This window comes from Acinetobacter wuhouensis (assembly GCF_001696605.3).
GTDB lineage: Bacteria > Pseudomonadota > Gammaproteobacteria > Pseudomonadales > Moraxellaceae > Acinetobacter > Acinetobacter wuhouensis.
On record NZ_CP031716.1, the window covers coordinates 3,083,622 to 3,110,024 of the forward strand.

General features: G+C 38.9%; 23 protein-coding genes. 5 read left to right on the top strand and 18 right to left on the bottom strand.

Annotated elements, in window-relative coordinates; translation table 11 throughout:
- Positions 1-18: 18 nt before the first annotated feature.
- The 5 genes from BEN71_RS15355 to BEN71_RS15375 form a co-directional block, all read right to left on the bottom strand.
- Positions 19-1,002: an SPOR domain-containing protein gene (locus BEN71_RS15355; protein WP_068974085.1), complete on the bottom strand. Its 984-nt coding sequence runs from the start codon at positions 1,000-1,002 to the stop codon at positions 19-21.
- Positions 993-2,303 carry a bifunctional tetrahydrofolate synthase/dihydrofolate synthase gene (gene folC, locus BEN71_RS15360; protein ID WP_068974086.1) on the bottom strand — a complete coding sequence of 437 codons (1,311 nt, stop codon included), beginning with the start codon at positions 2,301-2,303 and terminating at the stop codon, positions 993-995. The genes BEN71_RS15355 and folC overlap by 10 nt, the downstream gene beginning before the upstream one ends.
- Positions 2,300-3,196, bottom strand: coding sequence for an acetyl-CoA carboxylase, carboxyltransferase subunit beta (accD, locus tag BEN71_RS15365; RefSeq protein ID WP_068974087.1), 897 nt, complete (start codon positions 3,194-3,196; stop codon positions 2,300-2,302). Before accD ends, folC begins: the two co-directional genes overlap by 4 nt.
- Positions 3,193-3,996: a tryptophan synthase subunit alpha gene (trpA, locus tag BEN71_RS15370; RefSeq protein ID WP_068974088.1), complete on the bottom strand. Its 804-nt coding sequence runs from the start codon at positions 3,994-3,996 to the stop codon at positions 3,193-3,195. Before trpA ends, accD begins: the two co-directional genes overlap by 4 nt.
- A gap of 851 nt (positions 3,997-4,847) precedes the next feature.
- Positions 4,848-5,876, bottom strand: coding sequence for an AraC family transcriptional regulator (locus tag BEN71_RS15375; RefSeq protein WP_068974089.1), 1,029 nt, complete (start codon positions 5,874-5,876; stop codon positions 4,848-4,850).
- 167 nt (positions 5,877-6,043) lie between these two features.
- Between BEN71_RS15375 and BEN71_RS15380 the strand changes: the two genes are divergently transcribed.
- Together BEN71_RS15380 and BEN71_RS15385 are read left to right on the top strand one after the other, a co-directional pair.
- Positions 6,044-6,919, top strand: coding sequence for a metal-dependent hydrolase (locus BEN71_RS15380; RefSeq protein ID WP_068974090.1), 876 nt, complete (start codon positions 6,044-6,046; stop codon positions 6,917-6,919).
- A gap of 63 nt (positions 6,920-6,982) precedes the next feature.
- Positions 6,983-7,873 (top strand): metal-dependent hydrolase, encoded by an 891-nt coding sequence (locus tag BEN71_RS15385; protein WP_068974091.1) that lies wholly within the window; start codon positions 6,983-6,985, stop codon positions 7,871-7,873.
- A gap of 24 nt (positions 7,874-7,897) precedes the next feature.
- Here the strand turns inward: BEN71_RS15385 and BEN71_RS15390 are convergent, their stop codons facing one another.
- From BEN71_RS15390 to BEN71_RS15410, 5 genes are all read right to left on the bottom strand, one after another.
- Complete coding sequence (locus BEN71_RS15390) at positions 7,898-8,893, bottom strand: DUF2804 domain-containing protein (protein WP_068974092.1); 996 nt, start codon at positions 8,891-8,893, stop codon at positions 7,898-7,900.
- Positions 8,894-9,173: 280 nt separating this feature from the next.
- Complete coding sequence (locus BEN71_RS15395) at positions 9,174-11,306, bottom strand: 3-hydroxyacyl-CoA dehydrogenase NAD-binding domain-containing protein (RefSeq protein WP_068974093.1); 2,133 nt, start codon at positions 11,304-11,306, stop codon at positions 9,174-9,176.
- Between the two features lie 11 nt (positions 11,307-11,317).
- Positions 11,318-12,523 (bottom strand): acetyl-CoA C-acetyltransferase, encoded by a 1,206-nt coding sequence (locus tag BEN71_RS15400; RefSeq protein WP_068974094.1) that lies wholly within the window; start codon positions 12,521-12,523, stop codon positions 11,318-11,320.
- A gap of 244 nt (positions 12,524-12,767) precedes the next feature.
- Positions 12,768-13,283, bottom strand: coding sequence for a GNAT family N-acetyltransferase (locus BEN71_RS15405; protein ID WP_068974095.1), 516 nt, complete (start codon positions 13,281-13,283; stop codon positions 12,768-12,770).
- An 84-nt stretch (positions 13,284-13,367) separates the two neighbouring features.
- The gene (locus tag BEN71_RS15410) at positions 13,368-14,378 is read right to left on the bottom strand and encodes an AraC family transcriptional regulator (RefSeq protein WP_068974096.1); all 1,011 of its coding nucleotides are present in this window, start codon (positions 14,376-14,378) and stop codon (positions 13,368-13,370) included.
- A 211-nt stretch (positions 14,379-14,589) separates the two neighbouring features.
- Here BEN71_RS15410 and BEN71_RS15415 point away from each other — a divergent pair, with 211 nt between their 5' ends.
- The 3 genes from BEN71_RS15415 to BEN71_RS15425 all read left to right on the top strand — a co-directional run bounded on the left by BEN71_RS15415 (position 14,590) and on the right by BEN71_RS15425 (position 19,904).
- Positions 14,590-15,708, top strand: a complete 1,119-nt coding sequence (locus tag BEN71_RS15415) for a CaiB/BaiF CoA transferase family protein (RefSeq protein ID WP_068974097.1) — start codon at positions 14,590-14,592, stop codon at positions 15,706-15,708.
- Between the two features lie 394 nt (positions 15,709-16,102).
- The gene (locus BEN71_RS15420) at positions 16,103-17,356 is read left to right on the top strand and encodes a carbohydrate porin (protein WP_068974098.1); all 1,254 of its coding nucleotides are present in this window, start codon (positions 16,103-16,105) and stop codon (positions 17,354-17,356) included.
- 151 nt (positions 17,357-17,507) lie between these two features.
- A complete protein-coding gene (locus BEN71_RS15425; RefSeq protein ID WP_068974099.1) occupies positions 17,508-19,904 on the top strand; it encodes a glucose/quinate/shikimate family membrane-bound PQQ-dependent dehydrogenase in 2,397 nt (798 codons plus the stop codon).
- A gap of 130 nt (positions 19,905-20,034) precedes the next feature.
- On the opposite strand, the gene BEN71_RS15430 is transcribed toward BEN71_RS15425, so the two are convergent.
- From BEN71_RS15430 to bioC, 8 genes are all read right to left on the bottom strand, one after another.
- Positions 20,035-20,439: an NUDIX hydrolase gene (locus tag BEN71_RS15430; RefSeq protein WP_068974100.1), complete on the bottom strand. Its 405-nt coding sequence runs from the start codon at positions 20,437-20,439 to the stop codon at positions 20,035-20,037.
- A gap of 37 nt (positions 20,440-20,476) precedes the next feature.
- On the bottom strand, positions 20,477-21,646 hold the full coding sequence (locus BEN71_RS15435; protein ID WP_068974101.1) for a low temperature requirement protein A: 1,170 nt from the start codon (positions 21,644-21,646) through the stop codon (positions 20,477-20,479).
- Positions 21,647-21,759: 113 nt separating this feature from the next.
- Positions 21,760-22,224 (bottom strand): YybH family protein, encoded by a 465-nt coding sequence (locus BEN71_RS15440; RefSeq protein WP_068974102.1) that lies wholly within the window; start codon positions 22,222-22,224, stop codon positions 21,760-21,762.
- Between the two features lie 429 nt (positions 22,225-22,653).
- Positions 22,654-22,995: a YegP family protein gene (locus tag BEN71_RS15445; RefSeq protein ID WP_068974103.1), complete on the bottom strand. Its 342-nt coding sequence runs from the start codon at positions 22,993-22,995 to the stop codon at positions 22,654-22,656.
- Between the two features lie 228 nt (positions 22,996-23,223).
- A complete protein-coding gene (locus BEN71_RS15450; protein WP_068974104.1) occupies positions 23,224-23,670 on the bottom strand; it encodes a hypothetical protein in 447 nt (148 codons plus the stop codon).
- Positions 23,671-23,913: 243 nt separating this feature from the next.
- The gene (locus BEN71_RS15455; RefSeq protein ID WP_068974105.1) at positions 23,914-24,921 is read right to left on the bottom strand and encodes a DUF6630 family protein; all 1,008 of its coding nucleotides are present in this window, start codon (positions 24,919-24,921) and stop codon (positions 23,914-23,916) included.
- A 32-nt stretch (positions 24,922-24,953) separates the two neighbouring features.
- Complete coding sequence (gene bioD / locus BEN71_RS15460; RefSeq protein WP_068974106.1) at positions 24,954-25,601, bottom strand: dethiobiotin synthase; 648 nt, start codon at positions 25,599-25,601, stop codon at positions 24,954-24,956.
- A complete protein-coding gene (bioC, locus tag BEN71_RS15465) occupies positions 25,598-26,392 on the bottom strand; it encodes a malonyl-ACP O-methyltransferase BioC (RefSeq protein WP_068974137.1) in 795 nt (264 codons plus the stop codon). Before bioC ends, bioD begins: the two co-directional genes overlap by 4 nt.
- Positions 26,393-26,403: the final 11 nt, after the last annotated feature.

The window sequence follows — 26,403 nt, forward strand, 5'->3', positions numbered from 1 at the left end:
GGGGTCACTCAATGAGAATTAACGGCGATCTAAAGGTGTCCATTCATTCACCCAAGCCGATTTCATACCTAAACTCGCATCAGAATTAATTTTCTTACGCATTGCATCAGCGGCTTCACGATCTTTCGATGGACCGACCATGATACGAATCCCCTTCGATGTTGGGCTCTTGGTCACCTTATAGCCTTTGGCACGTAATTTTGCAGCAACAGCATCAGCATTGGCTTCATTGGCAGCCAGTGCCACCTGAACCATCCATTGCTTATCGCCATTTTCCAATAAATCACGTGCTTTATCCGCTTCAGCCTTTTTCTTCTCGGCTTCTTGAGCTTTACGTTTTTTCTCAGCGGCTTCATCAGCAGCTTTTTTATCTGCTGCTTTCTTTTCAGCAGCTTTCTTCTCTGCCTCAGTTTTACGCTGTTCTTCAGCTTTACGTTTCTTTTCTTCTGCTGCTTTTTTCTCTGCATCTGCGGTAGCTTGACGCTTCTGCTCAGCTAACTTTTTTTCAGCATCAGCTTTTTGTTTGGCTTGTGCATTTTGCTGTTCAAGTTTTTTCTGTTCTGCTGCTTTTTGTTGCGCTTTGGTTTTTTCATCCTGAACGAGTTCAGGTGGAATGTCTGTACCTTCTTGAGCAGCAGCACCACGTCTTGCATTGGCAGCCGCATATTCTTCGGCAGCTTTACGTGCTGCTTCCGCTTCCGCCTGTTGCTGCATACGTAAGAATTCGGCAGCTTTGGCTTCTTGTTCAGCCACAGCTTTTTCACGGGCACGTTTTTGCTCTTCAAGCAAACGTTTTTCCGTTGCGACATCTACTGTTAATGGTTGTAACTGTACGGGTGCACCCGCAGGTTCAACCTTTTTCGGCTGTACTTGCCCAGCCTGTGGTGCCGTTTGATTTTGGTGAATTTCTTCTTTGCCTTTGAGAAGCAATGCTGCCAATAAAACGCCACCACTCAATAAAACAACACCGCCCATCCAGCGTTGTTTGTTATTCATTGACATTCTTCTAAATACTCCCAGACCGCTTCTAAGGTATGAAACGAACCACACACCAAAATCAGCTGATTATTATTGGTTTCTGCAAGCGCTGATTTAAATGCTGCTTGTACACTATTAAATTGTTCAACTGTCTCACCCTGCAAAGCAGCTTGCAATTGCTCCATTGATGCTGCACGAGGCACAGTGAGTGGTGCAATTTTCCACTTTAATACAGTATTTTTCAATAACTTGACCACAGAATCTATATCCTTGTCAGACAGCATTGAAAAAACAGTGATAACTTCTGTGTACTGTTTATTGTATTCTAAGAATTTTCGCAATTGCTTTAACAAAAAATCAACACCATGCGGATTGTGTCCCGCATCAAAAATAACAGTTTTTTCTTGTGTTTTTTTGAATTTATCTTGAATTGTTCGTATTTCAAAACGCCCTTGTAACTGCGCATTTTGAATTCCTTGAGCAATGGATTGCTGTGAAACTTTTAACCCACTCACTAAAATTGCAGCCACAGCAGTCGAAATATTTTCAATTGCCAAACGACCCAATGGTAATTTTAAAGTTACACCAGAACCCGCAAAGTCCCACGTTTGACCATCACTTGAATCTTTGTAGAAATAATCACGATTTACGGCATATAGTTTTGCACTACATTCATTCGCTTTATTTTGAATGGCTTGTGGAAGTTCCTGAACACCGCCAAAAACTACAGGAATATTGGGGCGAATAATCCCTGCTTTTTCAAAAGCAATTTTTTCAATGGTATCACCGAGCCAATCGGTATGATCTAAGCCAATGTTGGTAATGACTGCGACATCTGGATCAATCACATTGACCACATCTAGACGACCGCCTAAACCAACTTCAAGTACCCAAACATCACATTGTTTTTGTTTAAAAATGACAAATGCAGCCAGTGTCGTGGCTTCAAAAAAAGATAGGGATAAATCACAGATACGACGTGCTTGATCGACTTGAACAAAGGCATCCATTAAGGTTTGATCATCAACCTCTTGCCCTGCCAGTTTGACACGTTCATTAAAACGATAAATATGCGGTGACTGATATAAGCCAACATTAAACCCTTGCGCATTGAGGATCGCAGCAAGCGTTGTTGTCGTTGAGCCTTTACCATTGGTTCCAGCAACCGTTAAAACCTTTGCATTGGGCTTCATGACACCCAATTGTTCAGCCACAGGAATGACGCGCTCTAAGCCTAAATCAATCCCTGTAACGTGAACATGGCTCCAATAATCGAGCCATGTTTGTAAATCATCAGTATTTAATGGTGCTGTTTGGTTGTTCAAGGCAAATTCATCAGTTTCGCTACAATACGATATACAGTATCACGTAATGCATGACGATGGACAATTTGATCGACTACACCATGATCAAGCAAGAATTCTGCACGTTGGAACGGTTCTTCCAGTTTTTCACGTACAGTTTGTTCGATCACGCGCTTACCTGCGAAACCGATCATTGCTTTAGGTTCTGCAATATGTACATCACCGAGCATTGCCAATGATGCGGTTACACCACCGTACACAGGATGAGTTAACACCACGATATAAGGTAAATGTGCATCTTTCATTTTTTGAATCGCGGCAGAAGTACGTGCCATTTGCATCAAAGACAACATGCCTTCTTGCATACGTGCACCGCCAGAAGCAGCAAAACAAATTAAAGGTTGCTTGTCTTTAATGGCTTTTTCCGCAGCTTGGACAAAACGGTCACCAACTACAGTACCCATAGAACCGCCCATGAAGTCAAATTCAAAGGCACATGCAACCATAGAAATATTTTTAACCTGTCCTTGCATCACGACAAGTGCTTCAGTTTCACCTGTTTTTTCCTGCGCTTCTTTCATACGCTCTGGATAAGGTCGGCTGTCGACAAACTTTAATGGATCTTTAGCTAAAAACTGTTGACCCAATTCAGAACTAACATTGTCAAAGAACCAATTTAAACGATCACGTGCTTTCATTTTCAAATGTTCATCACATGATGGACAAACATAGGCATTGAAAGACATCGCAGTACGCGTCACGAGTGCATGACATTCAGGGCACTCAATGGTCGGTTCAGTAAACGTCGCTTTAAGTGTCTGTTGTTGGTCAGGCATATGAATGCCTGGAACTGTGCGATCTGTCCACGGCGTGGTTGCGCTGAGGATTTTCCCTGATTTCACTTCTTGATTCATACTAACTCATCGAGCGCTGCTCGAAGCTCCTTGACTTTATTCACCGCGGCTTCAGCGGCTTGTTCTGGTGCAAGATTTGCAAATGGTTTGACAAAAGCACTACCGACAATCACAGCATCGGCAACTTGACCCACTGCTTTTGCAGAAGCCGCATCACTGATTCCAAAACCAACACCGACAGGAATATCTGTCACTTGTTTGATTTTTTCAATACGTGCTGCCACTTCAGTGGTATCCAATGTTGCTGCACCGGTTACACCTTTTAATGACACATAGTAAATAAAACCACTGGCTTGATTCACCACATGTTGAATACGCTCATCAGTCGATGTTGGTGCAAGCAAGAAAATTTGATTCATATCGTACTTTTGTAAGACTGCATCTAAATCTTTTGCTTCTTCTGGTGGTAAATCCACAAGAAGTACACCATCCACACCACAGTCATTCGCATAAGCCACAAACTTTTCATAACCAATCACTTCAACAGGATTTAAATAGCCCATTAAAACAACAGGTGTTGTGGTATCTTTTTGACGAAATTCTTTGACCATATTCAAAGCATCAAGTGTATTGGTACCTGCTGCGAGCGCACGCTCTGCTGCAAGTGCAATCACTGGACCATCTGCCATTGGATCGGAAAATGGTAATCCAAGTTCTACAACGTCAACGCCCGCTTCAACCATTTGATGTAACAACGGTACAGTTACATGTGGTTGAGGATCACCCGCCATAACATAAGAAACCAAAGCCTTACGCTGTTGAGATTTAAGCTGTGCAAAACGAGTGGCTAAACGTGACATAGGGTTGTACATTCCTTGAATTGTTTAAACTTGAGGAGTTTTAGATGAATAAATTGTTTGGAAGACTTTAGAATACATTGACTTATTCTTTTCATCATCCAAATGTATAAATACAAAACATCGCCCAGCATTGTAACGCTATTTTTTACCCAAAGGATAGAGTCACATGAACGCCGAAACGTATCTGTTTTATATCACAACTCTGCATCAAAAATCATAAAACAACCCACGGGTACATTTAGCGCTATTTTCAAAAACAGAACAATGATCAAAGCTACCTATTTTCAAGCATTAAACAAAGTGAGTTATTTTAAATAAAATAAATATAAATCATGTATATACAATAAAATCATTCGATTAAAATATGATGCTTATTTTTCTAAAAATTGCAAAAGCTATTTATTCTCATTGCCATCGAAGGATTTATTTCAGGCAAAATAGAAAATTAAGCAACTGATGTTACGCAGAAAGTATATTTTAGGACACGCCTACTTTTAAGGTTTGAGTGGCTCATTATCGTCGATGAATATCACTAAACAATTGGTGATTGTGATTTCAAATTAGTAGTGCTATCGCGTTAGGCGACAGGGATGTCGCCGTTGGACATGAGGAATATATTCCGAGGACAGGAGATCTTGCGAAGCTTTGCTTTTCATATCCAACAAGGGATTTTGATTACCTTACGGAATATATTCCTCATCCTTCAAAGTGACAAACGCCTACTCAAAGCAATTCAAACTTTGCAAGGCAGATGGGGCTGTGCTAGATTAAGAATATTATTATAAAAATTTTGAGCACTCTCAGTTTTAGACGTAGTTTAAATGCGTAATATCAATTTTTAATAAACCTATTTATTTCAACTGCTGTTTTTTCTGCAACAAAGTCTGCCCACTAAACGCTTTATACGCTCTCGCCAAAGCAGACTGATCCGAATACCCCAACCGCATCGCAATATCAGTCAATTGCACATGACTTTCCAATAACTGCTCACAACGCTTCATCCTTTCAACTTCAACAATCTTTTTAAATGAGCTGTCTAATTCACTTAATTGACGCTGTAAAGTACGGGTTGAAATATGTAATTCCTGTGCAATATCTTCAATTTTCGGCGCCTGTTCTTTGAGTTTTAAATATTCAGCCACAATCAAATGTAACTTATCGACCAATGTTTCATACTTTTGCTTAGATGCAATCGCTTCCTCAGCTTGTCTCACCAGAAGTTGCATCAAAGACGGATCCGCTTGCTGGATTTTAAGATTTAAGCCCTCTAAACCCAAAACAAAACGATACTCAGGCTGATTAAACAACACCTCACAATTGTAAAACTTTTGATAATGGTAAATCGCCTTTTGCGGTGGATGCGCAAAATGCACACTCAACAATGGAAATTGATCTGCGGGAACAATTTTACGTGCCAAATGCATCATCAACGCATTGGTAAACTCATTGATTAAAATATAGCGTTCATGATGAAAAGGCCAAATCAAGTGAACATCTGTCCCTTGTTGCACCATTTGCATCGGAATAATTTCATCCCCATCGATCACTAAACGGCTAAATCGCAACACATTTTGCAGTGCTTCAGCAACAGTCGTACTCCGCGAAGCCATATAGCCCAACACACCAAAATGCTGAGGGCGTACATATTCCGCAATTTCAAAAACCAATTGTGGACAATCCAAAGCCTGTTTGGTCTTTTCCATCAGCTGATGGAAGAATAAATAAGAAGATTGGGTATCTATAGGCAGGGATAAAATTTCAAGTAAGCGTGTTTTTTCATCAACATTGAGAAAATCAAGTGTCACGATTTCCATTCCTCGTTCAGACACAAACATCTGCCAAAGATGAAAATAACCATTCGGAATCTGTAAATCTTGCATTTTCCTACACTCTTTTAATTCTTAGGATCAATTTATCGTACTGATCATTTTGACATTACACATTTTCATTCTGTCGTAAAATGTATAAAAATTGGCAACATCTGTCAAAACAAACTTGTAAATAAGCGACATACTGAAATCATCTAAAGTGATGCAAGTAAAACAAAATGAATGCATTAGTGAAATATCAAGTTGATCCTGTGGTTCGCACCAAGCTCAACTTTAAACTAGAAGAAGTACCACGCTTCTGGTTCGGTGGTGATCCATTCCGTACTCGATTATTTGACGCACTCAGCCTGACCTTTCCAGATGGTGAGCGTTACTTTATCGAAAGTGTGCGTTTATTTCGTGACAAAATCACTGATCCTGATTTGCAACAACGTGTTGCCGATTTTATTCGTCAAGAAGCACAGCATGGCATTGCCCATGACAAAATGAATCAAGTCATGAAAGACCAAGGCATGCCTGTTGATCAATTCATTACTTTTTTACATAAAATTTTTAAATTTGAACTGACGCAACGTTCGCCACAATACAACATTGCCATGACTGCTGCGGCTGAACATTTGACTGCATTAATGGCAGATACTTTTTACAGTAAAAAAGAAACCTTAGCTGAAGCCCATCCTTATGTCCGTGCGCTACTCGCTTGGCATTCTATTGAAGAAATGGAACATCGTGATGTGGCATTTGATGTGATGAAACAAGTCGGTGAAGTTCCGGAAAATTTAAGAAAGTTCACCTTGGCTTTTACCACATTTATGATGATTAATTTCACACTCTACCGTGCCAATGTCATGTTAAGGCATGATGGTTTTAGTCGTATAGAACGCTTGAAAATGGCAGCCAAAGGCTTGCCGTGGTTCTTTGGCCAGAAAGGGATTTTTTCTGCCATGAAAACTGAATATATGGATTGGTTTAAAAAAGATTTTCATCCAAGTCAGCACCCTATTATCCGTCAATACCAAGTTTGGGTGGATACCATGGCAGAAACCAATGATCCAATCCAAGCGGGTGAAGCATTTTGGCAAGCAGGTTTATAACAACTCAATGATATAAATCATAAAGCTTGGTTTGAATTTTGAATAATTGCGAGAAATAAAACAATGAATGCATATGTAAAAGGAAAAAATGAACAACATCAGGTTGATCCTGTTGTTCGTAGCAACCTCGATTTTAAATTAAATGAAGTGCCCCGCTTTTGGTTCAATAATGATCCATTCCGCACTCGAATGTTTGATGCTCTAAGCCTGACCTTTCCCGTCGGTGAGCGCTATTTCATTCAAAGTGTTCGTGCGCTTCGTGACAAAATTACCGATGCTGACTTACAACAGAGTGTTTCAGATTTTATTAAACAAGAAGCGCAACACGGTATTGCCCATGACAAAATGAATGAGGAAATGCAACGCCAAGGCATGCCTGTTGATCAATTTGTTAAATTCATGAGTGCTCATTTTGATCATATTTTAAAAAATCGATCTAAGCAGTACAACATCGCCATGACCGCTGCAGCTGAACATTTAACAGCGCTGATGGCTGAAACCTTTTACAGTAAAAAAGAAACTTTAGCGGAAGTCCATCCCTTTGTTCGCGCGTTGTTTGCTTGGCATGCCATTGAAGAAATGGAACATCGTGATGTCGCTTTTGATGTCATGCAAGAAGTTGGTGAAGTACCTGAATATTTAAGAAAGTTTGCCTTGGCATTTACCACGGTACTGATGTTTGGTTTTACCTTTTATCGTACCAATGTCATGCTAGGCTATGACGGTTTTACTCGCTTACAACGTGCAAAAATGGCAATAAAAGGTTTACCTTGGTTCTTTGGCAAAGACGGAAAATTATCCGCTATGCGTGAGCAATATATGGATTGGTTCAAACCTGACTTTCACCCGAGCCAGCATCCTGTCATTCGCCAGTATAAAGTTTGGGTGGACACTTTGGCAGAAACCGATGACCCGATCGCAGCAGGTGAAGCGTTTTGGAAAGCTGCGCTTTAATCAAATCAAAATATTAGAACAACATTACCACTTGGCATAATGTTGTTCTAATAAACCATACTCATGATTTAACTGAATAATCTCACCATTTTCCATCTCTATTGAGCCACTAATTCGTGATTGCCACTGACTAAATTGACTACCAATTAATCTCAGATTTAAATTTTCAAATCTCCGCCAACCTGTTTCGACCGTTAGATTTAATCGCTGATCCAAAGAGCGAATTGACCAAACATTATTGTCTATCTTTTCAAATAATACGTCTGCGATTGCAAACAATTGACCATTCACCCAAAGACAATTTTCATTACCAAAACTTTCATTGACACCCGAAGCAAGGTTTAACCCAATCCGATGACCATTTTGATCCCAAAAATTACACGACAACCAAAACCATGCCGTTTCTGGTCTTAAAAAGCCACAAGTATCATCTAATGAAGCTAAAGTTTTCTCATTAAAATGAATGATCTCTTTATTTTTATTAATAAAAAAACCTTCCACAGCTAATGTTGTTTTCTTCTGCGTATATGTCCAACCATTGATGCCATTTGGACTACATAAACTTAATGGCTCAGTGCCTGCACAAAAAATTCGTGCTTTAAGTTGTACCTCTCCATGACGTGTCGCTTGTATATAACGCACACCATTGGCATGTTGTATTTCAAATTCAAAAGGAGATTTACTAAAATAACTATGGCTATACTGTGGTTGTTCATCCAAAACTGTACCACGACCTAAAACCGTATTGGCATTCCACTCTAAAACTTCATTATTTTCATGATTATAGCTATAAATAAAACCATGCCCTGCCCAACCAATATCAGCAATAGCGATACCAATCGAGTAATGTTCATGCTGAATGCTACAAAATTTAAATTTCTTATATTTTAGCTGCTTGCGCCAACCTGTTAAGGTCTTTCCATAAGGGGTTTTATAAATATATTGATCTACGCCAATCACAGATGGAAGCTCCTTGAAACGCCCATAACGTGGTTGACCATTACTTTGTATTAAATCCATGTGAATTCCCAATCCTTTATTTAAGGGAAATTATTAGACTTTAGTCGATCTTTTGATTATTACTATTTTTAGCTATTTAGCAACATCCTGATCACTCAAAATATATCATGTTAAATAATTATTCTAGGATTTCCCCCAATCACCATGAAATGAATAAAAGTACAACTATGACAATACATTCAATAATCAAAAAAAAGAAAAGAGGCTTTTGCCTCTTTTCTTTTATCTACTTTTTTAAATTCATCTATTCAATTGCCACTTTAAAATTGATTCAAATGTCTTAATCAATTTTTCCACGTGAAACAGCATCTTTCAGCTTTTGTGGCGCTTTGAAACGCTCACCGTATTTGGCTTCAAGCTCATTGGCACGTGCTAAAGCTTTGTCTAAACCATATTGGTTTAAGAACTGAATCGCACCACCTGTCCACGGCGCAAAACCAATCCCGAAGATCGAACCGATATTGGCATCGACCACAGACTCAAGGACATTTTCTTCATAACAACGTAAAGTGTCGAGTGATTGAACAAACAAGATACGGTCAATCATTTCCTGTTCAGAAATATCAACATCCTGTTTCCAGTGGCTCAAACCATCCCAAAGATGTTTTTTACCACCTTCTGGATAATCATAGAATCCTGAACCCGCGGCTTTACCTTTACGTCCAAATTCATGGATCATGGTTTTCAGTACATCTTCAGCTGGAGAATGTGGCAAGTCTTTACCTTCAGCTTGCAGAGCCTTGCGAGTCTCATTGGTCACATGCTCAGATAAAGTCAATGCAACTTCATCCTGAATTGCCAATGGTCCAACTGGCATACCCGCTTTAAGTGCTGCCATTTCGATACGTGCAGGGTGTACGCCTTCTGCAAGTAAACGTAGACCTTCATTCACAAATGTACCGAATACACGGCTGGTGAAGAAACCACGGCTGTCATTCACCACGATTGGTGTTTTACCAATTTGCTGAACATAATCGTAAGCTTTGGCTAAAGTTTCAGCAGAGGTATTTTGTCCTTTGATGATTTCAACCAAAGGCATTTTGTCGACAGGGCTGAAGAAGTGTAAACCGATGAAGTTTTTGTCATCTTTAGAGGCTTTTGCTAAACCTGTGATTGGCAATGTCGAAGTATTTGATGCAAATACACCACCATCAGCAAGGAATGCTTCTGCTTCTTGGGTGACTTTGGCTTTGAGTTCCTGATTTTCAAATACTGCTTCGATAATCAAATCACAGCCTTTCAGATCAGCAGCATCAGCCGTTGCAGTGATTAAGCTTAAGACTTGATCACGTTTCTCAGCCGTCATACGCCCTTGAGACACTTTTTTGTCCAAAAGTTTTTGGCTATATGCTTTGCCTTTTTCTGCATTTTCAACAGAGACATCTTTCAGTACAACAGCAATGCCTTTTGAAGCCGTTGAATAGGCAATACCTGCGCCCATCATACCTGCGCCCAATACACCGACTTTGCTGGCTTGCCATTTTGCGACATCTTTCGGACGGCTTGCACCTGCTTTAATCGCATTCAGACCATGCCAGAATGTACCGATCATGTTTTTCGCCACTTGTCCTGTTGCAAGATAAGTGAAATAACGTGATTCAATGGTCAGTGCTGTATCCACATCGACCTGAGCACCTTCAACCGCAGCAGCCATGATTGCTTCAGGTGCAGGGTAGCAACCTTTGGTCTTATCACGCAGCATTGCAGGGGCAATCGCAAGAATCTGAGCCACCGCAGGGGTTTTCGGATCACCGCCTGGGATTTTATAACCTTTCACATCAAACGGTTGTTGTGATTTTGGATTGGCTTTGACCCATGCAATTGATTTCTCCATCAATTCGTCAATTGAGTCAGCCGTGTCATGGATTAAACCTAAAGATTTAGCTTTATCAACACCGAACTGCTTGCCTTCCATCAGGAATGGGAATGCGTTCTGTAAGCCCAACAGGCGTACCATACGCACGATCCCGCCACCGCCTGGCAGTAAACCTAGAGTCACTTCAGGTAAACCAAATTTAGACTTTGGATCATTTAAAGCAATACGTGCATGACAGCCGAGAGCGATTTCCCAACCACCGCCAAGCGCTGTACCGTTCAATGCTGCAACCACAGGCACACCTAAAGTTTCGATGTAACGCAGTTCTTTTTTCATCAGCTCAACGATTGCCATGAATTCTTTGGCATCTTCAGGGCGAGCCTGAATCAAATCATCCAGATCACCGCCTGCGAAGAAAGTCTTTTTCGCTGAACGGAAAATCACACCTGTTATACCTGAATCCGCTTTGAATTTTTCGACTGTTTCAGTCAGTGCCTTTTGGAAATCGGCATTCATAGTGTTTGCAGATTGGTTTGGAGAATCCATAGTCAGAATAACAATGCCATCCGCATTTTTTTCATATTGAATTGCGCTCATTCTTATTCTCCTTATACCAACTCAATAATGGTCGCAATACCCATGCCACCACCTACACACAATGTCGCTAAACCACGTTTTTTGCCTTGACGCTCAAGTTCATCAAGCAAAGTACCTAAAATCATTGCACCTGTTGCTCCCAATGGATGACCCATGGCAATCGAGCCACCATTTACATTGACTTTTTCCACAGGAACATTTAATTCGTTAATGAAACGCATCACCACAGATGCAAATGCTTCATTGACTTCAAACAAGTCAATATCATCAATCGTTAAGCCTGCTTTCGCCAATGCTTTACGTGCAGCAGGTGCAGGACCTGTCAACATGATTGTAGGGTCTGTTCCTACAAGTGCTGTCGCTAAAACTTTGGCACGTGGTTTTAAGCCTTGTTCTTTCACCGCTTTTTCAGAAGCAAGCAGTACCACCGCAGCACCATCCACGATACCTGATGAGTTACCTGCATGATGCACGTGATTGATCTTTTGCGCTTCAGGGTATTGTTGAAGAGCAACTGCATCAAAGCCCATGCCACCCATCATTTCAAAGCTTGGATTGAGTTTTGCCAAGCCTTCTGCTGTTGTCGTTGGTTTAATAAACTCGTCTTTATCTAAAATCACCACGCCCGCTTTGTCTTTTACAGCCACGATGGATTTATCAAAATGACCTGCCGCTTGTGCAGCTGCCGCTTTACGTTGTGAATTTGCAGCAAATTCATCCACATCGGAACGCGTATAACCATCTAAAGTCGCGATAAGATCTGCGCCAATGCCTTGTGGGACAAAGTTTGATTTTAAGTTGGTTTCAGGGTCAAGCGCCCATGGTCCGCCATCTGAACCCATTGGAATACGTGACATGGACTCTACGCCACCAGCAACCACGACATCTTCCCAGCCTGAACGGACTTTTTGCGCAGCCATATTCACAGCTTCAAGACCTGATGCACAGAAGCGGTTGATCTGTACGCCAGCAACATCATTGTCCCAGCCTGCGGCAATCGCAGCCGTTTTGGCAATATCGCCACCTTGGTCTGCAATCGGTGTCACACAGCCCAGTACGATGTCGTCTACTTTAGAGGTATCAAGATTGTGACGATCTTTTAATTCATTGAGTAATGTTGTGAGTAGAGTAATCGGTTTGACACTGTACAGTGAACCATCTTTCTTTCCTTTTCCGCGTGGTGTGCGAATGGCATCAATGATGTAAGCCTCGCTCATAGCTGTTCCTTCTTATGACTTCTAAAATTGTTATGTGTTTTGAGTGTACTTTATAAAGTTTAGAGTTCAATGACGAGAACGAAACAGTTCAATGATATTTTTTGTCAATGCATCATGGGACTCAATTTTTAATTTTTATAATAAATCATTATCTTATAAAATTTATTTAAAATAATATTTGGTAGAAATAGCAAATCAGCCACTTTTTCCACTATAGCGTTCAATTTAGAACATCTTATAAGCATCACAGTTTTAATTGCATTGCACATCGTGTCTCAGCGTTAAAACCGAATTTCACTTCATTCTCCAAAGTTTGTTTTAAATAATCTGGCTGTTCATAACTTTCGAGAATGATAAAACCTAATTTCTCATAAAATGGGCGATTCCATGTCACATCTATAAAAGTCGTTAAGGTTATGGCTTTGAAATTTTCAGTTGTTGCAAAAGTAATTGCATGCTCAATCAGCTTTCGCCCAATGCCCTGCCTTTGCAAATCCGACCGCACATCAAATTCAATAATATAAAAATCTTGATCTTGCTTTTCGGCATATAAAAAGCCCACCACTTGATCTTGCTCATTCACAACAGAAAAAGCATAAACATGAGTGATTAATTCATAATGAGTTTCAGCAGATAAGACTGGTGCATCAATCAGCCATTTTAAATCTGGAATACTTGAAAATGCTTGCGTTGCTGATTTTTCAACATCAATCAACTGTTCAATATCTGACGATTCAGTTCTTCTTATGCGGTATAGCATTTCAATTCAACCTAAAGCATAAAAAAGCCCAAGATTAACTTGAGCTTCTATTCACCAACAATATTTACAGATTCAAATCATCAATTAGAGATAACCATGCAATTGACGATACAGACCTGGAGTCACACCAGTCCACTTTTTAAATGCACGGTGAAAAGTACTAGTTTCACTAAAACCGACTTGCTGTGCCACATCTTCCAAAGTTAAATCAGGATTTAACAATAAGTGAATCGCTGCATCACGGCGTAAAGCATCTTTAACACCTTGATAGCTCTTGCCTTCTGCCGCTAAACGACGACGCAAGGTCTGTGGTGATAAATACAGCATTGAAGCCACATCGTTCAAAGTTGGCATTTCCTCACCAATTTGACTCTTCAAAACTTCACGAATACGCGAAGTTAAAGAGTTGGTGTTTTTGAATTTCACCAACAATTGTGCAGGCGCAGCTTTTAAGAATTCTTCTAGGCTGGCTTCATCTTGACGAATCGGTAAATCTAAATAATCTGCTGCAAAAGTAATTTCTGTACGTGGCATGTCAAATTGCATCACTGGCGCAAAGAACAATGCATCATATTCATCTGCATGATTCGGACGTGGATAACCAAAGTGAACACGCTCCAAAGGAATACGACGTTCAATCAGCCACGATGCTAATCCGTGCCAAATCATCAACATACTTTCTGTGATGAAGTGGTCTGGATCCATGGTTTTTGGAATAAGCGGGACAAGGCGCGCTTCATGCTTATCACGTTCTACCGCAACAGACCATTCATCACCGAATAATTTATAGAATTGTGAAGATAATTCTAAAGCTTCACCTAAAGTCTTCGCGTGAATAATCAGTTGACACATGATGGCAAAAGAACCCAGACGACGTGGTTGAATATCAAATCCAACATGCTCATCCTGAGTCACCATCCACAACATTTTCACAAAGCGAGTATATTGCTCTGGCGAAATACGTGCTTTAGGTTGACGAAGCAACTCAGCTTCTATGCCCACATGTGACAGTAAAGTGTCTACATCCATGCCTAGGCGCTTAACACCGGTTAAGGCTGCATTCACAAAATGGATACTAATCGTATCACGACTCATGGTTAATCCTTCAGTCTCTCTGATGTTCACTAACAATTGACCTAAATGACGCTAAAAAATATTTTATTGGCGATTTACAACAGTGTAAATTGCCGAATCACATCATAAATTGCCGAAATGATCAAGGTAAATGGCTGAACATGACATTGTTTTGTTAATTTTATATTTCTAATATAGGTATAAAATCAACACTATATTGGTAAAAACAATTATGACAGCAGCTTTAAAGGGATTGAAAGTTCTCGATTTTTCAACTTTGTTACCTGGCCCGTTTGCAACTTTATATCTTGCAGACTTAGGTGCAGAAGTGATCCACATCGAGTCACCGACTCGTCCAGACCTTGTACGCCTCTTCCCTCCTTATGCCAATGGACAAGCCACATCGCATAGTTATCTGAATCGCAATAAGCAATCAGTCACTTTAGATTTGAAAGACCCTGCCAGTGTTGAATTGGTAAAACAAAAAATTTCCGAGTTCGATATCGTCGTTGAACAATTTCGTCCAGGAGTGATGCAACGATTAGGCTTGGATTATCAAACTTTGGCTGAAATTAATCCTCGTTTGATCTATTGTTCAATCACAGGTTATGGACAAACAGGTTCGTATAAAGACAAAGCTGGACATGATATTAACTATATTTCTTTGTCTGGTGTTGCAGGTCATAGCGGTCGCCAAGACAGTGGCCCACCACCAATGGGAATCCAAGTTGCAGATGTTGCAGGTGGTTCTTTACATGCAGTGATCGGTATTCTTTCAGCAGTTGTAGAACGCCAGAGAAGTAATCTAGGGCAATATATTGATATTTCCATGACCGATTGCGTGGTTGGGTTAAATAATATGGCAGCTGCAGCAAGTTTGGCTGGCGGTCAACATCAACGTCGTGAATCAGAACAACTCAATGGCGGCACATTTTATGACTATTATGAAACAGCAGATGGTCGCTATTTGTCGATTGGGAGTTTAGAGCCTCAGTTTATGACAGGTCTCGCAACAGCACTTGAATTGCCTATTTTAATGGCAAAAGGCGCTTCTTTTGATCCTGAAGATCGAAAAGAAGTGAAACAAGCACTGCGTGAAAAAATTAAAACCCGAAATTTTGAAGATTGGAATCAAATCTTTGCGCAACTCGATGTGTGTGTAGAACCTGTTTTAAACTTAGAAGAAGCTTTAGATTCAAACATTGCCAAAGAACGTCAATGGGTAGTGAATGTGCCTTTAAAAGAAAATTCTGAGCAAACTGAACCTCAATTGGCTTGCCCAATCAAATTCTCACGCTCACAAATGCAATATCAATACATTGGACAACAACTTGGTGAAGGAACATGGTGAAATATAAATTCAAAAATAAAATCATGATTTTTGTGTGAATCTTACTTACAAATTGGTTATTTTATTTACAATTTATATAATCTGTAATCATAAAAAGCGATGTAGCCTACCTAAAAGATTATGTCGCTTTTTTAATTTTAGATATCTCTCAACCATAAGTATCAGCTCATAAGCCAAGTTAAAATCTTTTACAAAATAATAAATTCATCAACAAAATCAAATAAAAAGTTAAATTACCTCGATTAATTATTATCTAAAAATTACAAGCAAAAATATCACAATATGATAAAAATATTACAAATATACAAAATAACTGTAAATATTATTATAATTTTATACAAAAATGAGAGTATTATATATTTTAAGTTACAAAGTGTTATTAAGGTCACCAAATATGAATAAATCTAAAGATCATTTTTTTTGGGCGACAAGCCTTCTCTCTCTATGTTGTACTTTTCAAACCGTTCATGCTGCTGAAGCATTTGATGTTGAAAGTCCATGGATGTTTGGTGATTGGAATGGCAAGCGTACCGAACTTCAACAAAAAGGTTATGATTTCAGTTTTGGCTATACAGGTGAACTCGCCAATCTACTCGATGCAAGTCACCACTCAAGCCATGGCACAGAATATGCTGATCAATTTGCGATAGGTGCACATGTCGATTTAGACAAAGTCTTAGGCTGGAAAGATACCGAAGCTCAAATCATCATCACTGAACGTAATGGTCGTGCACTTTCACAAACCTCAGATGCTCTAGCAAGACATTTAAGCTCAAGTCAAGAAGTCTGGGGGCGTGGTCAAACGTGGCGTTTAACTGATTTTTGGATCAAGAAAAAATTCTTAGATCAAAAACTGGATGTGAAAGTCGGACGTTTTGGTGAAGGTGAAGACTTCAATACTTTTGATTGTGATTTCCAAAATCTTGCACTCTGTGGTTCACAAGTCGGCAACTGGGTGGGTGATCAATGGTATAACTGGCCAGTGAGCCAATGGGCAACCCGTGTCAAATACAACTTCCAACCAGACTTATATGCACAAGTTGGGGTTTATGAATATAACCCTGAAAATCTTGAACGTGGTAAAGGCTTTAATTTAAGTACTGATGGTTCAAAAGGTGCAATCATTCCTGCTGAAATCGTATGGCAACCCAAACTTAGCCCAGCTCAATTATCAGGTGAGTATCGCTTAGGCTATTACTACAGTACAGCAGATGCCAAAAGCATCAAAAATCCAAAAGAAACCGACCATAAACAAGGTGCTTGGGTCGTAGCGAAACAACAACTCACTGCACACAATGGTGATGCAAATCGTGGCTTAACAGGTTTCATCAACTTAACATTCCATGATTCGGACACCAATAAAGTCGACAATATGCAAAATATTGGCTTGGTTTATAAAGGTCCTTTCGACGCTCGTCCAAAAGATGATATCGCAATTGGTTTTTCTCGTATCAGCATCAACGACGATGTCAATAACATTGAAACTCGTCAACAAAATGAAGAATACAACACTGAAATTTACTACGGTGTTCATGCAACCAATTGGTTAACTGTGCGTCCAAATATTCAATATATCCGCCATGTTGGCGCATATAAAGATGGTGAAAATGCGTGGGTTGGTGGGATCAAACTGCAAACCGCGTTCTAGTTTATAGATAATAAATATTTTGGTGTGAAGTTGCATGCTACGTTCCATACTAAGATATTTAAAATCTAAAAATTCAAAAAATGTGCTTGATCAATGCTGTGAAGAATGAATCAAGCTTTCAATTATTAATCAGATATATAGGTGGTCTATTATGCAAACTCCATCTTCAGGGCTGAGAACATTTACTGTTGCGATTGCAATCGTATTTGGACTGGTTCTATTGATCGGTGGGATATATCTTGCAGTGCTTGGTGGGTCTTGGTATTACATCATTGCAGGTTTACTATTCTTAATTACCGCAATTTTATTACAGAAATTAAAAAGTTCCGCATTATGGGTCTATGCCGTACTGGTATTAGGTACTGTAGTATGGGGCTTATGGGAGGTCGGTTCTGACTTCTTCGCCCTTGCCCCACGCTTAGATATTTTAGGCGTATTTGGTCTATGGCTACTCATCCCTGCCATTACCCGTGGCTTTGTGAATAGTAAAGGTGCAAAAGTAGCCTTAACAGGTTCATTAGCAATCACGATTGCAGTAATGATCTATTCAATTTTCAATGACCCTCAAGAAATTCGTGGGACATTGAGCAGTCAACAACCAGCAACAGCGCAAGCAATTGCAGGCGTTGCAGAGGGTGACTGGCCTGCTTATGGTCGTACTCAATCAGGTTTGCGTTATTCTCCATTAACACAAATTAATGCTGAGAATGTTAAAGATTTAAAAGTTGCTTGGACATATAACACGGGTGACTTTAAAACGGATCAAGACTCTGGTGAAACCACCAATCAAGTGACCCCAATTAAAGTCGGTGACAATATGTACATTTGTACGACTCACCAAAAATTGGTTGCTTTAGATCCAACAACAGGTAAAGCAAAATGGACATTTGATCCGAAGTTAAAAGCGGATAATACCTTCCAGCACTTAACTTGTCGTGGTGTATCGTATTTTGATGCCAACAATACTGTTGGTTTTGAAGCAAGTTTAGCTGCGAAAAAATCTACTTCTGAACAATGTCCACAGAAAGTGATTTTACCTGTCAATGATGGTCGTTTAGTCGCGATCAATGCAACGACGGGTAAACCATGTACTGACTTCGGTCATAATGGTGAAGTGGATCTGCAAAAAGATATGCCATTCCCATATCCAGGCGGCTATATCCCAACTTCCCCTCCTGTTGTCACAGGTACAACCATTATCATTGCGGGTTCAACCACAGATAACTATTCAACTGAAGAACCATCGGGTGTAATCCGTGGTTATGATGTGAATACTGGTGCGCTGTTATGGGTATTTGATACGGGCGCTGAAGATCCGAATAAAATCCCAGGTCCAGGTCAAAAATATGTTCAGAACTCTCCAAATGCGTGGGCACCTTTAGCATACGATGCAAAATTAGACATCGTGTATGTACCAACAGGTGTAGGTACACCGGATATTTGGGGTGGTAACCGTACTGAGTTACATGAACGCTATGCAAATTCAATGTTAGCGATCAATGCGACTACAGGTAAATTGGTATGGAATTTCCAAACCACTCATCATGATTTATGGGATATGGATGTACCATCGCAACCTACCCTTGCAGACATTCAAGACAAATCAGGTCAAACCGTACCTGCAATTTATGTCTTAACCAAAACAGGGAATGCTTTTGTTCTAGATCGTCGTACAGGTAAAGCGATTGTTCCGATCACTGAAAAACCAGTGCCACAAACGGTAAAACTTGGTCCTCAAACAAAAGGTGAACGTTACTCTCCAACACAGCCATTTTCAGATTTTGATTTAGCACCAAAAGATAAATTAACCGATAAACAAATGTGGGGCGCAACCATGTTTGACCAATTGATTTGTCGTGTGTCTTTCCACAAACTCAACTATGACGGTATTTATACACCACCTTCAGAAAATGGAACATTGGTTTTCCCTGGTAACTTAGGAGTGTTTGAATGGGGTGGTATGTCCGTCAACCCTGATCGTCAAATTGCGGTGATGAATCCAATCGGTTTACCATTTGTGACCAAACTGATCCCAGCTGATCCAAATCGTAAACAAACTGCAAAAGGTGCAGGTACAGAAGCAGGCGTGCAACCGATGTATGGTGTTCCATATGGTGTTGAAATCAGTGCATTCCTTTCACCATTTGGCTTGCCTTGTAAACAACCTGCATGGGGTTATGTAGCGGGTGTAGATTTGAAAACCCATGACATCGCTTGGAAACGCCGTATCGGTACCATTCGCGACAGCTTACCGGGTATTCCATTACCTCCATTCAAAATGGGTGTGCCAATGTTGGGCGGTTCAATCTCAACAGCAGGTAACGTGATGTTTGTTGGTGCTACGCAAGACAACTACATCCGTGCGATCAATGTCAGCAATGGTGATGAACTTTGGAAAGGTCGTCTTCCTGCTGGTGGTCAAGCAACCCCGATGACCTATGAATCAAATGGTAAACAGTATGTTGTGATCATGGCGGGTGGTCATGGTTCATTTGGTACCAAAATGGGTGATGCTTTAGTGGCTTATGCACTTCCTGATAAAAAGTAATCTATTGAGATACTAAAGACTAAACATTCCATTTAGATACATATAAAAAACAGGTCTTCGGACCTGTTTTTTATTACGCTCAATAAAACATTACTTAAAGCTTATATGCTTTCGTTAATCATTTTAAAAATCAAAAGCTTCGACTTTTCACTTCACCATTAAAATAAAAACAATCTTCAACTCGTATTTTTTGAACAGGTGATAGCGCATCAAAATCAAACCATTCATACTCAGAATGCTCATCACTCAGCTGAATCATCTGCCCTTCTACCAATATACATCTAAAAATAAATGCATGAGAATTTACAGCGGAATGAAAATACACACCCGATAAATATTCAATTGAAATATCGCAACCAAGCTCTTCTTTACATTCTCGAACCAAAGCCTCATGTATGGTTTCCCCCTGATCCAAACCACCACCAGGGAGCCCCCAAGCACAATCAGCATAAGTGGCTTTTAACAATAGAACTTGTAGTTGATCATTCAATATCACGGCATGCGAGCTTAAACGATAAAAATCATGGAATCCCATAGTCTTATCTCACAGAACATTCACCTACGAAAAAATATTAACGTGCCAAAAAGCATTTAGAAAAAACTAAACGCAAAGCATAAACAATCGAAATTGCAAATATTGCATAACCGATATGTTCAAACCACATCGGAATCATACAGATAATGACTGCAGAAATTGGATAGAGCCATCGCTTGATACCTGACAAATGATGAATATCTTGAAGTAACCACAAACTCGAAGCATAGACGATGAGCGAAAATACAATAAAATAACATACAACTTGTGAGGAGACTTCTGCTTGTCCTGTCACCACATTTACTGCAGCAGCTAAACCTGCGCCCAAAGCAGCAATACTGACAAAAATTAAGAAATGCCCATAGCCCCATATAAATGCATGCTTACGACTATTCAGATACTCAGCCACATCATGATCAAAATAAGCCCACCACATAGTAAACATCATCAATAACCCGCCAATACAGAGAAATATCAGTTCTGTACTCAATAATTGAAGGTTAATCGCATCTGATATGGCATTAAAACAACCAATAATCGCCTCACCCAAAACGATAATAGTCAATAAAGCATAACGTTCTGAAATATGATGCGGATGCCACGGCGTCATATTATTTGCTTCAGCAAAAACTGGTACAAAAAGTTCAGCAACAACAAGTAGTAAAAACAAATAGATTGTGAAATTAATCGGTGTAAAATGGAAAAGTAACCAGCCAATTTGTACAAGAATGATTCCGAATGCATAACGTAGTGCAGTACCTTTACGTTCAGGATCATTATGAGCAACACGGAACCACTGTGTTACTAAACCGCCCCGCATAATGAAATAACCAATAATAATCACATCAAAATCTTGCTGTTGGAATGCTAAAGGAATTCCCGCTGCAATCACCAATGAACCAATGATCTGAACAAACGTCACAATTCGATAAAAAGCATCGTCATTATCATATGCGGAAGCGAACCAACTAAAATTCATCCACGCCCACCACAATGCAAAAAACACCATAAAATATAGTGTTAGCCCATGTGACAAATGATTTTCCACAATACTATGATGTAGTTGCTGCCCTGCTGTTGCAATAGCAATCACAAAGATCAAATCAAAGAGTAACTCAAGCGATGTCGCAACACGATGATTTTCTTTCGGGTCTCGTGGACTAAGCGGTTTTAGCCAACCATATTTTTCTAAGCGTGAATTTGACATTATTGGTGCATTTTTGAGGTTATTTTACTAATTTTTTCAAAAAATCGGCAATCAATCAACAAAAATAAAGCCCTAAATAGGGCTTATCTGATAAAGACAAAAAATTCTCGGTATCAAACCACCAATCTCAATTTTGGCTTATCTTTAAGTACAATTGCTTTACCTGTCGCCATATCGATTGGCATAGAAATATGTTGATGCACAACCAACCATTGCCCTGCTTTCTTTTGTAGACACAATGTCGTTCTACACCAAGGCATTTGTAATTTATCTTTGAGTAAAGCGTTTTCAACTTTTGAATGACAATGCAATACAGCCAAATCATCTGATGCATGAATCTTCATATCACGTCGTACGATTTGCATATGTTCATTGAAATATGGGCTCAATTTTTCCCATTCTTTTTTATATTCATCTACGCCATCAAGTTGTGAGCTAACATCAAACATACTGACATCATCAGCACACTTGCCTACGAGGTTCTCAATCTTTTGACCAATGACAGCGGCATCCCATAATTTAATTTGTGAAATGACTTCATTCGCAATATTTTGATTACCATCGATTTCAACTTTCATAAAAAACACCTCAGTTATTTTTATTTGTGATGAATTTATCATTTTATTTTATTTATGTGAATATATTTGTGTTATTTTTTAATAATTATTTTGAAAAAAATTACCTATACATTCAAAACTAAGAAATTCTGTACGATATAAAATTACAAATTAAAAAACAGAGACTTAGAAACTAAAAAAATCTTAAATTAAATGACAGATAATATCTTCAAATCAAACTTAAAAATATCATTTAGAATTTATTTAGAATGATGCAAATTAACAGCATAAATTTTATTTTTTATTCATATTAACTTTATAATTAAATTTATTAATTCTTACATAACTCTATTAAATAGATGACACAAAGTATTCACAATGCCTTTCTCACCAACAAAGCCTATGCAAAAAAGGGATATGTACTCTTGACCTATCCCTTTTAGATTTCAATTAAGACTCAACCGTTAAATCTTTAATTTTATCTGAGGGTCCATTTTTCTTTACAGATTCAATCCCATTATCACGAGCAGCATCACCTGAGTAAAATTGGCTGGTGCCAATGATTTGATGATTCGCAGCTTTCAAATTAAAGTAAGGTTTTCCATTCTTCGCTTCTAAGCGGTCATAACGTGCATCTTCTGGGCTGTTTTTCTGTATTGATGCTATACCATTTTGTGCAGAAGCTTTTGCTTTGTATAACTCACTGGTCAGAATCACTTCTCCATTTCCAGCTTTTAACACAAATCGATATTGACCGTCTTTTGCTTGACTAATTTCATACCATCCTGACATGGTTCACCTCTTGATTATTTTCAGTTTATTGTATTACACAGCGTTGAATGCATAAAAATTACGCTATTGATATGAAATATAAATGACTTTGTCTTTTTTAAAAAGACTATTTTGTTATAACTTTATGGTTAATGTAACTGTATGTATTCACGTCGCACTATATTTTATAATAATTAATTTTCAATAAGATAAAACGAGACAACGCGCAGCACATGTAAAAATATAGGGCTATCTTCTTCCACCGAGTTGAGGATATTCAATATTTAACAATCGCTCGACTTCAGCATCATTGCCGTGTAAAAAACGCTCAATACCTGTACGAAAAACATCAAATGGAGTCTGTTCATTGTCAAAACTAGGCATGATTTCTGACTTAAATAACCCAAATAAATGTGATTTCGGCTGTTTTTGATAGATCTCCGTATGACAATTAAAATTATAATCATTCGGTGTATAGGTCACAAAAAGACCACCTATTTTTCGACCTGTTTGGATTTGTTCAATTTCAAAAAATGGAAATGTACCGTGATTCTCTGTCATAAAGCCCCAAATCGCTTGTTGCTTCCAGTTAATTTGATCAAAACTATTCAGAATATGAATTGAAGAATTACTTTCAAAATCTAAATAATTTATTTCGAATTCTTTGAATAATTCGATTTGAACCTTATATCCCATCTTTTGACCTTTTATTCAAATTTGCAGTCTAATTTTGATATCCAGATTCATTATGCGACTTGATTAAAAAAATTTCACTAAAAATGCAATTCAATTAAAGAAAAACTGATAAAATACTTATATATCTAACAATATCATTCATTTTTGATAATCAAACAATAGTGATCTATTAACATTATGCTACTCATATTTTTAGTCATTTCATCACGGGAATTCCTCGTAACTTTAGACTGCTGAATAAGGCTATAAATACCGATAACCTATGGTTTCCACAGCCTTTTTCACTGTTTCTGTTTCATCTACAGGATGCAGCATAAATACATAGCTGTCAGAATCCATATCCACAAAACCCAACTTTAAACCCTGTTTCAACAAGACCTGATGATACTGCTCAAAAACACCATCCTCTGAAACCACGGTATCGTCACCCAATAGAGTAAGATCAGGCAATGCTAATTCTAGTTGCCAGTTATCCTTGAGCATACTTTGTAAATGCCACTCCAGATCTGTCACTTCCTGCTTCCAGTCCATAGAAACAAATAAACGGATATTTTCCTGCCATAAATCATCTATCAACTGCCCGATACTGCTGAAAAAATCATCATCTGTATTTTTCATCTGATGAATATAATCAAGTGCAACACTTTTACGGGAATGCTGTTTCAGACAGATCTCAGCCAGTTGCGCATACGCCTGTTTTAGATACTCATCCAGTTCAGGATATTCCTCAGAACATTCTTCAAAATCCGCCTCTACCTCTGACTGCTCAAGCAAAGGACGACTTGCAAACTCAATAGCTGTTTTTTCCTTTAAAGCACTCAGGCTGTTTTTAACTTTATGAATGATTTTCGGATCAGTCACTTCATCATGTAAATCAGGAATCTGAAACCATTGCACACCTTGACCTGCCTGACACTGACGAAGTTCAAGCTGATCACCCAGTTTCGCAATAAAATAAAACAGTGTAGGAAAATTGGCATCATCCACATCATAAAAAATCAGTGAAACAGGTAGAAAAAAACTGCCTTCCCGTGTGGTATAGGGAATACCATCCTTAGAAAGTTGCACATAGCGAAAGTAGGCGTTGTCTTTACCAAACAGTCGCTGAAAAAAACCAGTTTCAGGTGTGGAAAATTCATAAAGTCGATGTTCAGCCTGAGTGAAAATTTCATCAAACTCAGATGAACTCAAAATCGTCTGATCCAATGCCTGCCCTGCAAGCTGTTCAGATTTATAATAAATTCTAGGCATTTCAGCTAACTTCTGTTCTTTTAACAGCCAAGTTATACAGAAATATCAGGAATATCCATCCAAATACTGTTTGGAAAATGTTTAGCCAAATAAGTTTTTAAATACTCCGCAGTATCTTTGGAAATCAGTTCATCCTGAGATTGATCTTTTAAGTTATACGCAAGCGCATAGAGCTCCAAGCCACGACTTTTCAATGCTTCCAGACTCAAGATTGTATGATTAATACTGCCCAAACGCCCTGAAGTCACGAAAATCACGGGCAATTTTTTCTCAGCTACATAATCAATTGTAAGTAGTTCTGTGGTTAACGGCACCATCAAACCGCCTGCACCTTCGAGTAATACAACCTCATATTTTTCAGCAAGTTGAGCAGTCGCATTTTCTATTTTTTGAAAATCAATCTCACGGCCATCGATTTTGGTTGCCAGATGTGGCGATGCAGGATAAGTAAAAATTTCAGGCATGGTTAGCTTCGTTTCATCTTCAGGAAACCAGCCCATGCCCATGATTTCACGGTGCTGTTCGATATCCTCTGAAATATCCACATTACCCGTTTGAATCAGTTTTTGCGTGATGGTTTTCTTACCTTGCGCATTCCATAACTTTGCCAGATAGCCCGTAGTGTAGGTTTTGCCAATGCCTGTGTCGATTCCACTGATAAAGTAAACTGAACCTGTCATAGCATTCTCCGCGCGATACAATAAATCGGATGATAGGACAAAGGATATGACGCTTTGCCCAATTCATCCTGTGTTAAAAACTGCTGATAATTCAGATAAAAATCCTGCAAACTTTGCTTTGTCCAACGGAAGTTTGAAGCTGTAGCTGTGACACCTGTGGCTTTTAAATGCTGCAATATTTGCTTTGGATGTTCAAAATTTAAAGCTTCAATCTGTTCGGAAATATGCAGAATTTCAAAACCATTCTGTTGCAGTTTTTCCTGAATATTATCAAGGCTTAAATAATCTAAACCCTGCCCTGTTAAAGCTTTAATTTCCTGTAAATTCTGCTGTCCAAAAGTCGAAAAACATAACAAAGCGTGAGGATTTAAACTGTGTCGTGCTTTGGCAAATACTGCCTCTAAATCCCCCATCCATTGCAAAACAGAACTTGATGCAATCAGGTCGTTATTTTGAGGAAAATTCAACTGTTCAATATCACCAATCAGGAACTTAATCTTTTGCTGAGTTTGAATCTGATCTGACTGAAAATGCTGCTGAACTTCTGAATAAAGATCATTTAAAATCAGATGCTTGATCTGTAAATTTTCAATGAGTAGATAACTTAAATTACCTGAACCACAACCCATTTCAAAAACCTGATTAAACTGCTTAGGACAGTATTGTGCTATTAAATCAAATAATTGCTGTGCAATTTTACGTTGCACAATGGCATGTTCAGGATAGCTTTGCCCTGCTTGTGCAAAGCGCAACGCCACTTGCGTTTTATCAATATGTTGTGGATTTTTCATTGCAATATTCA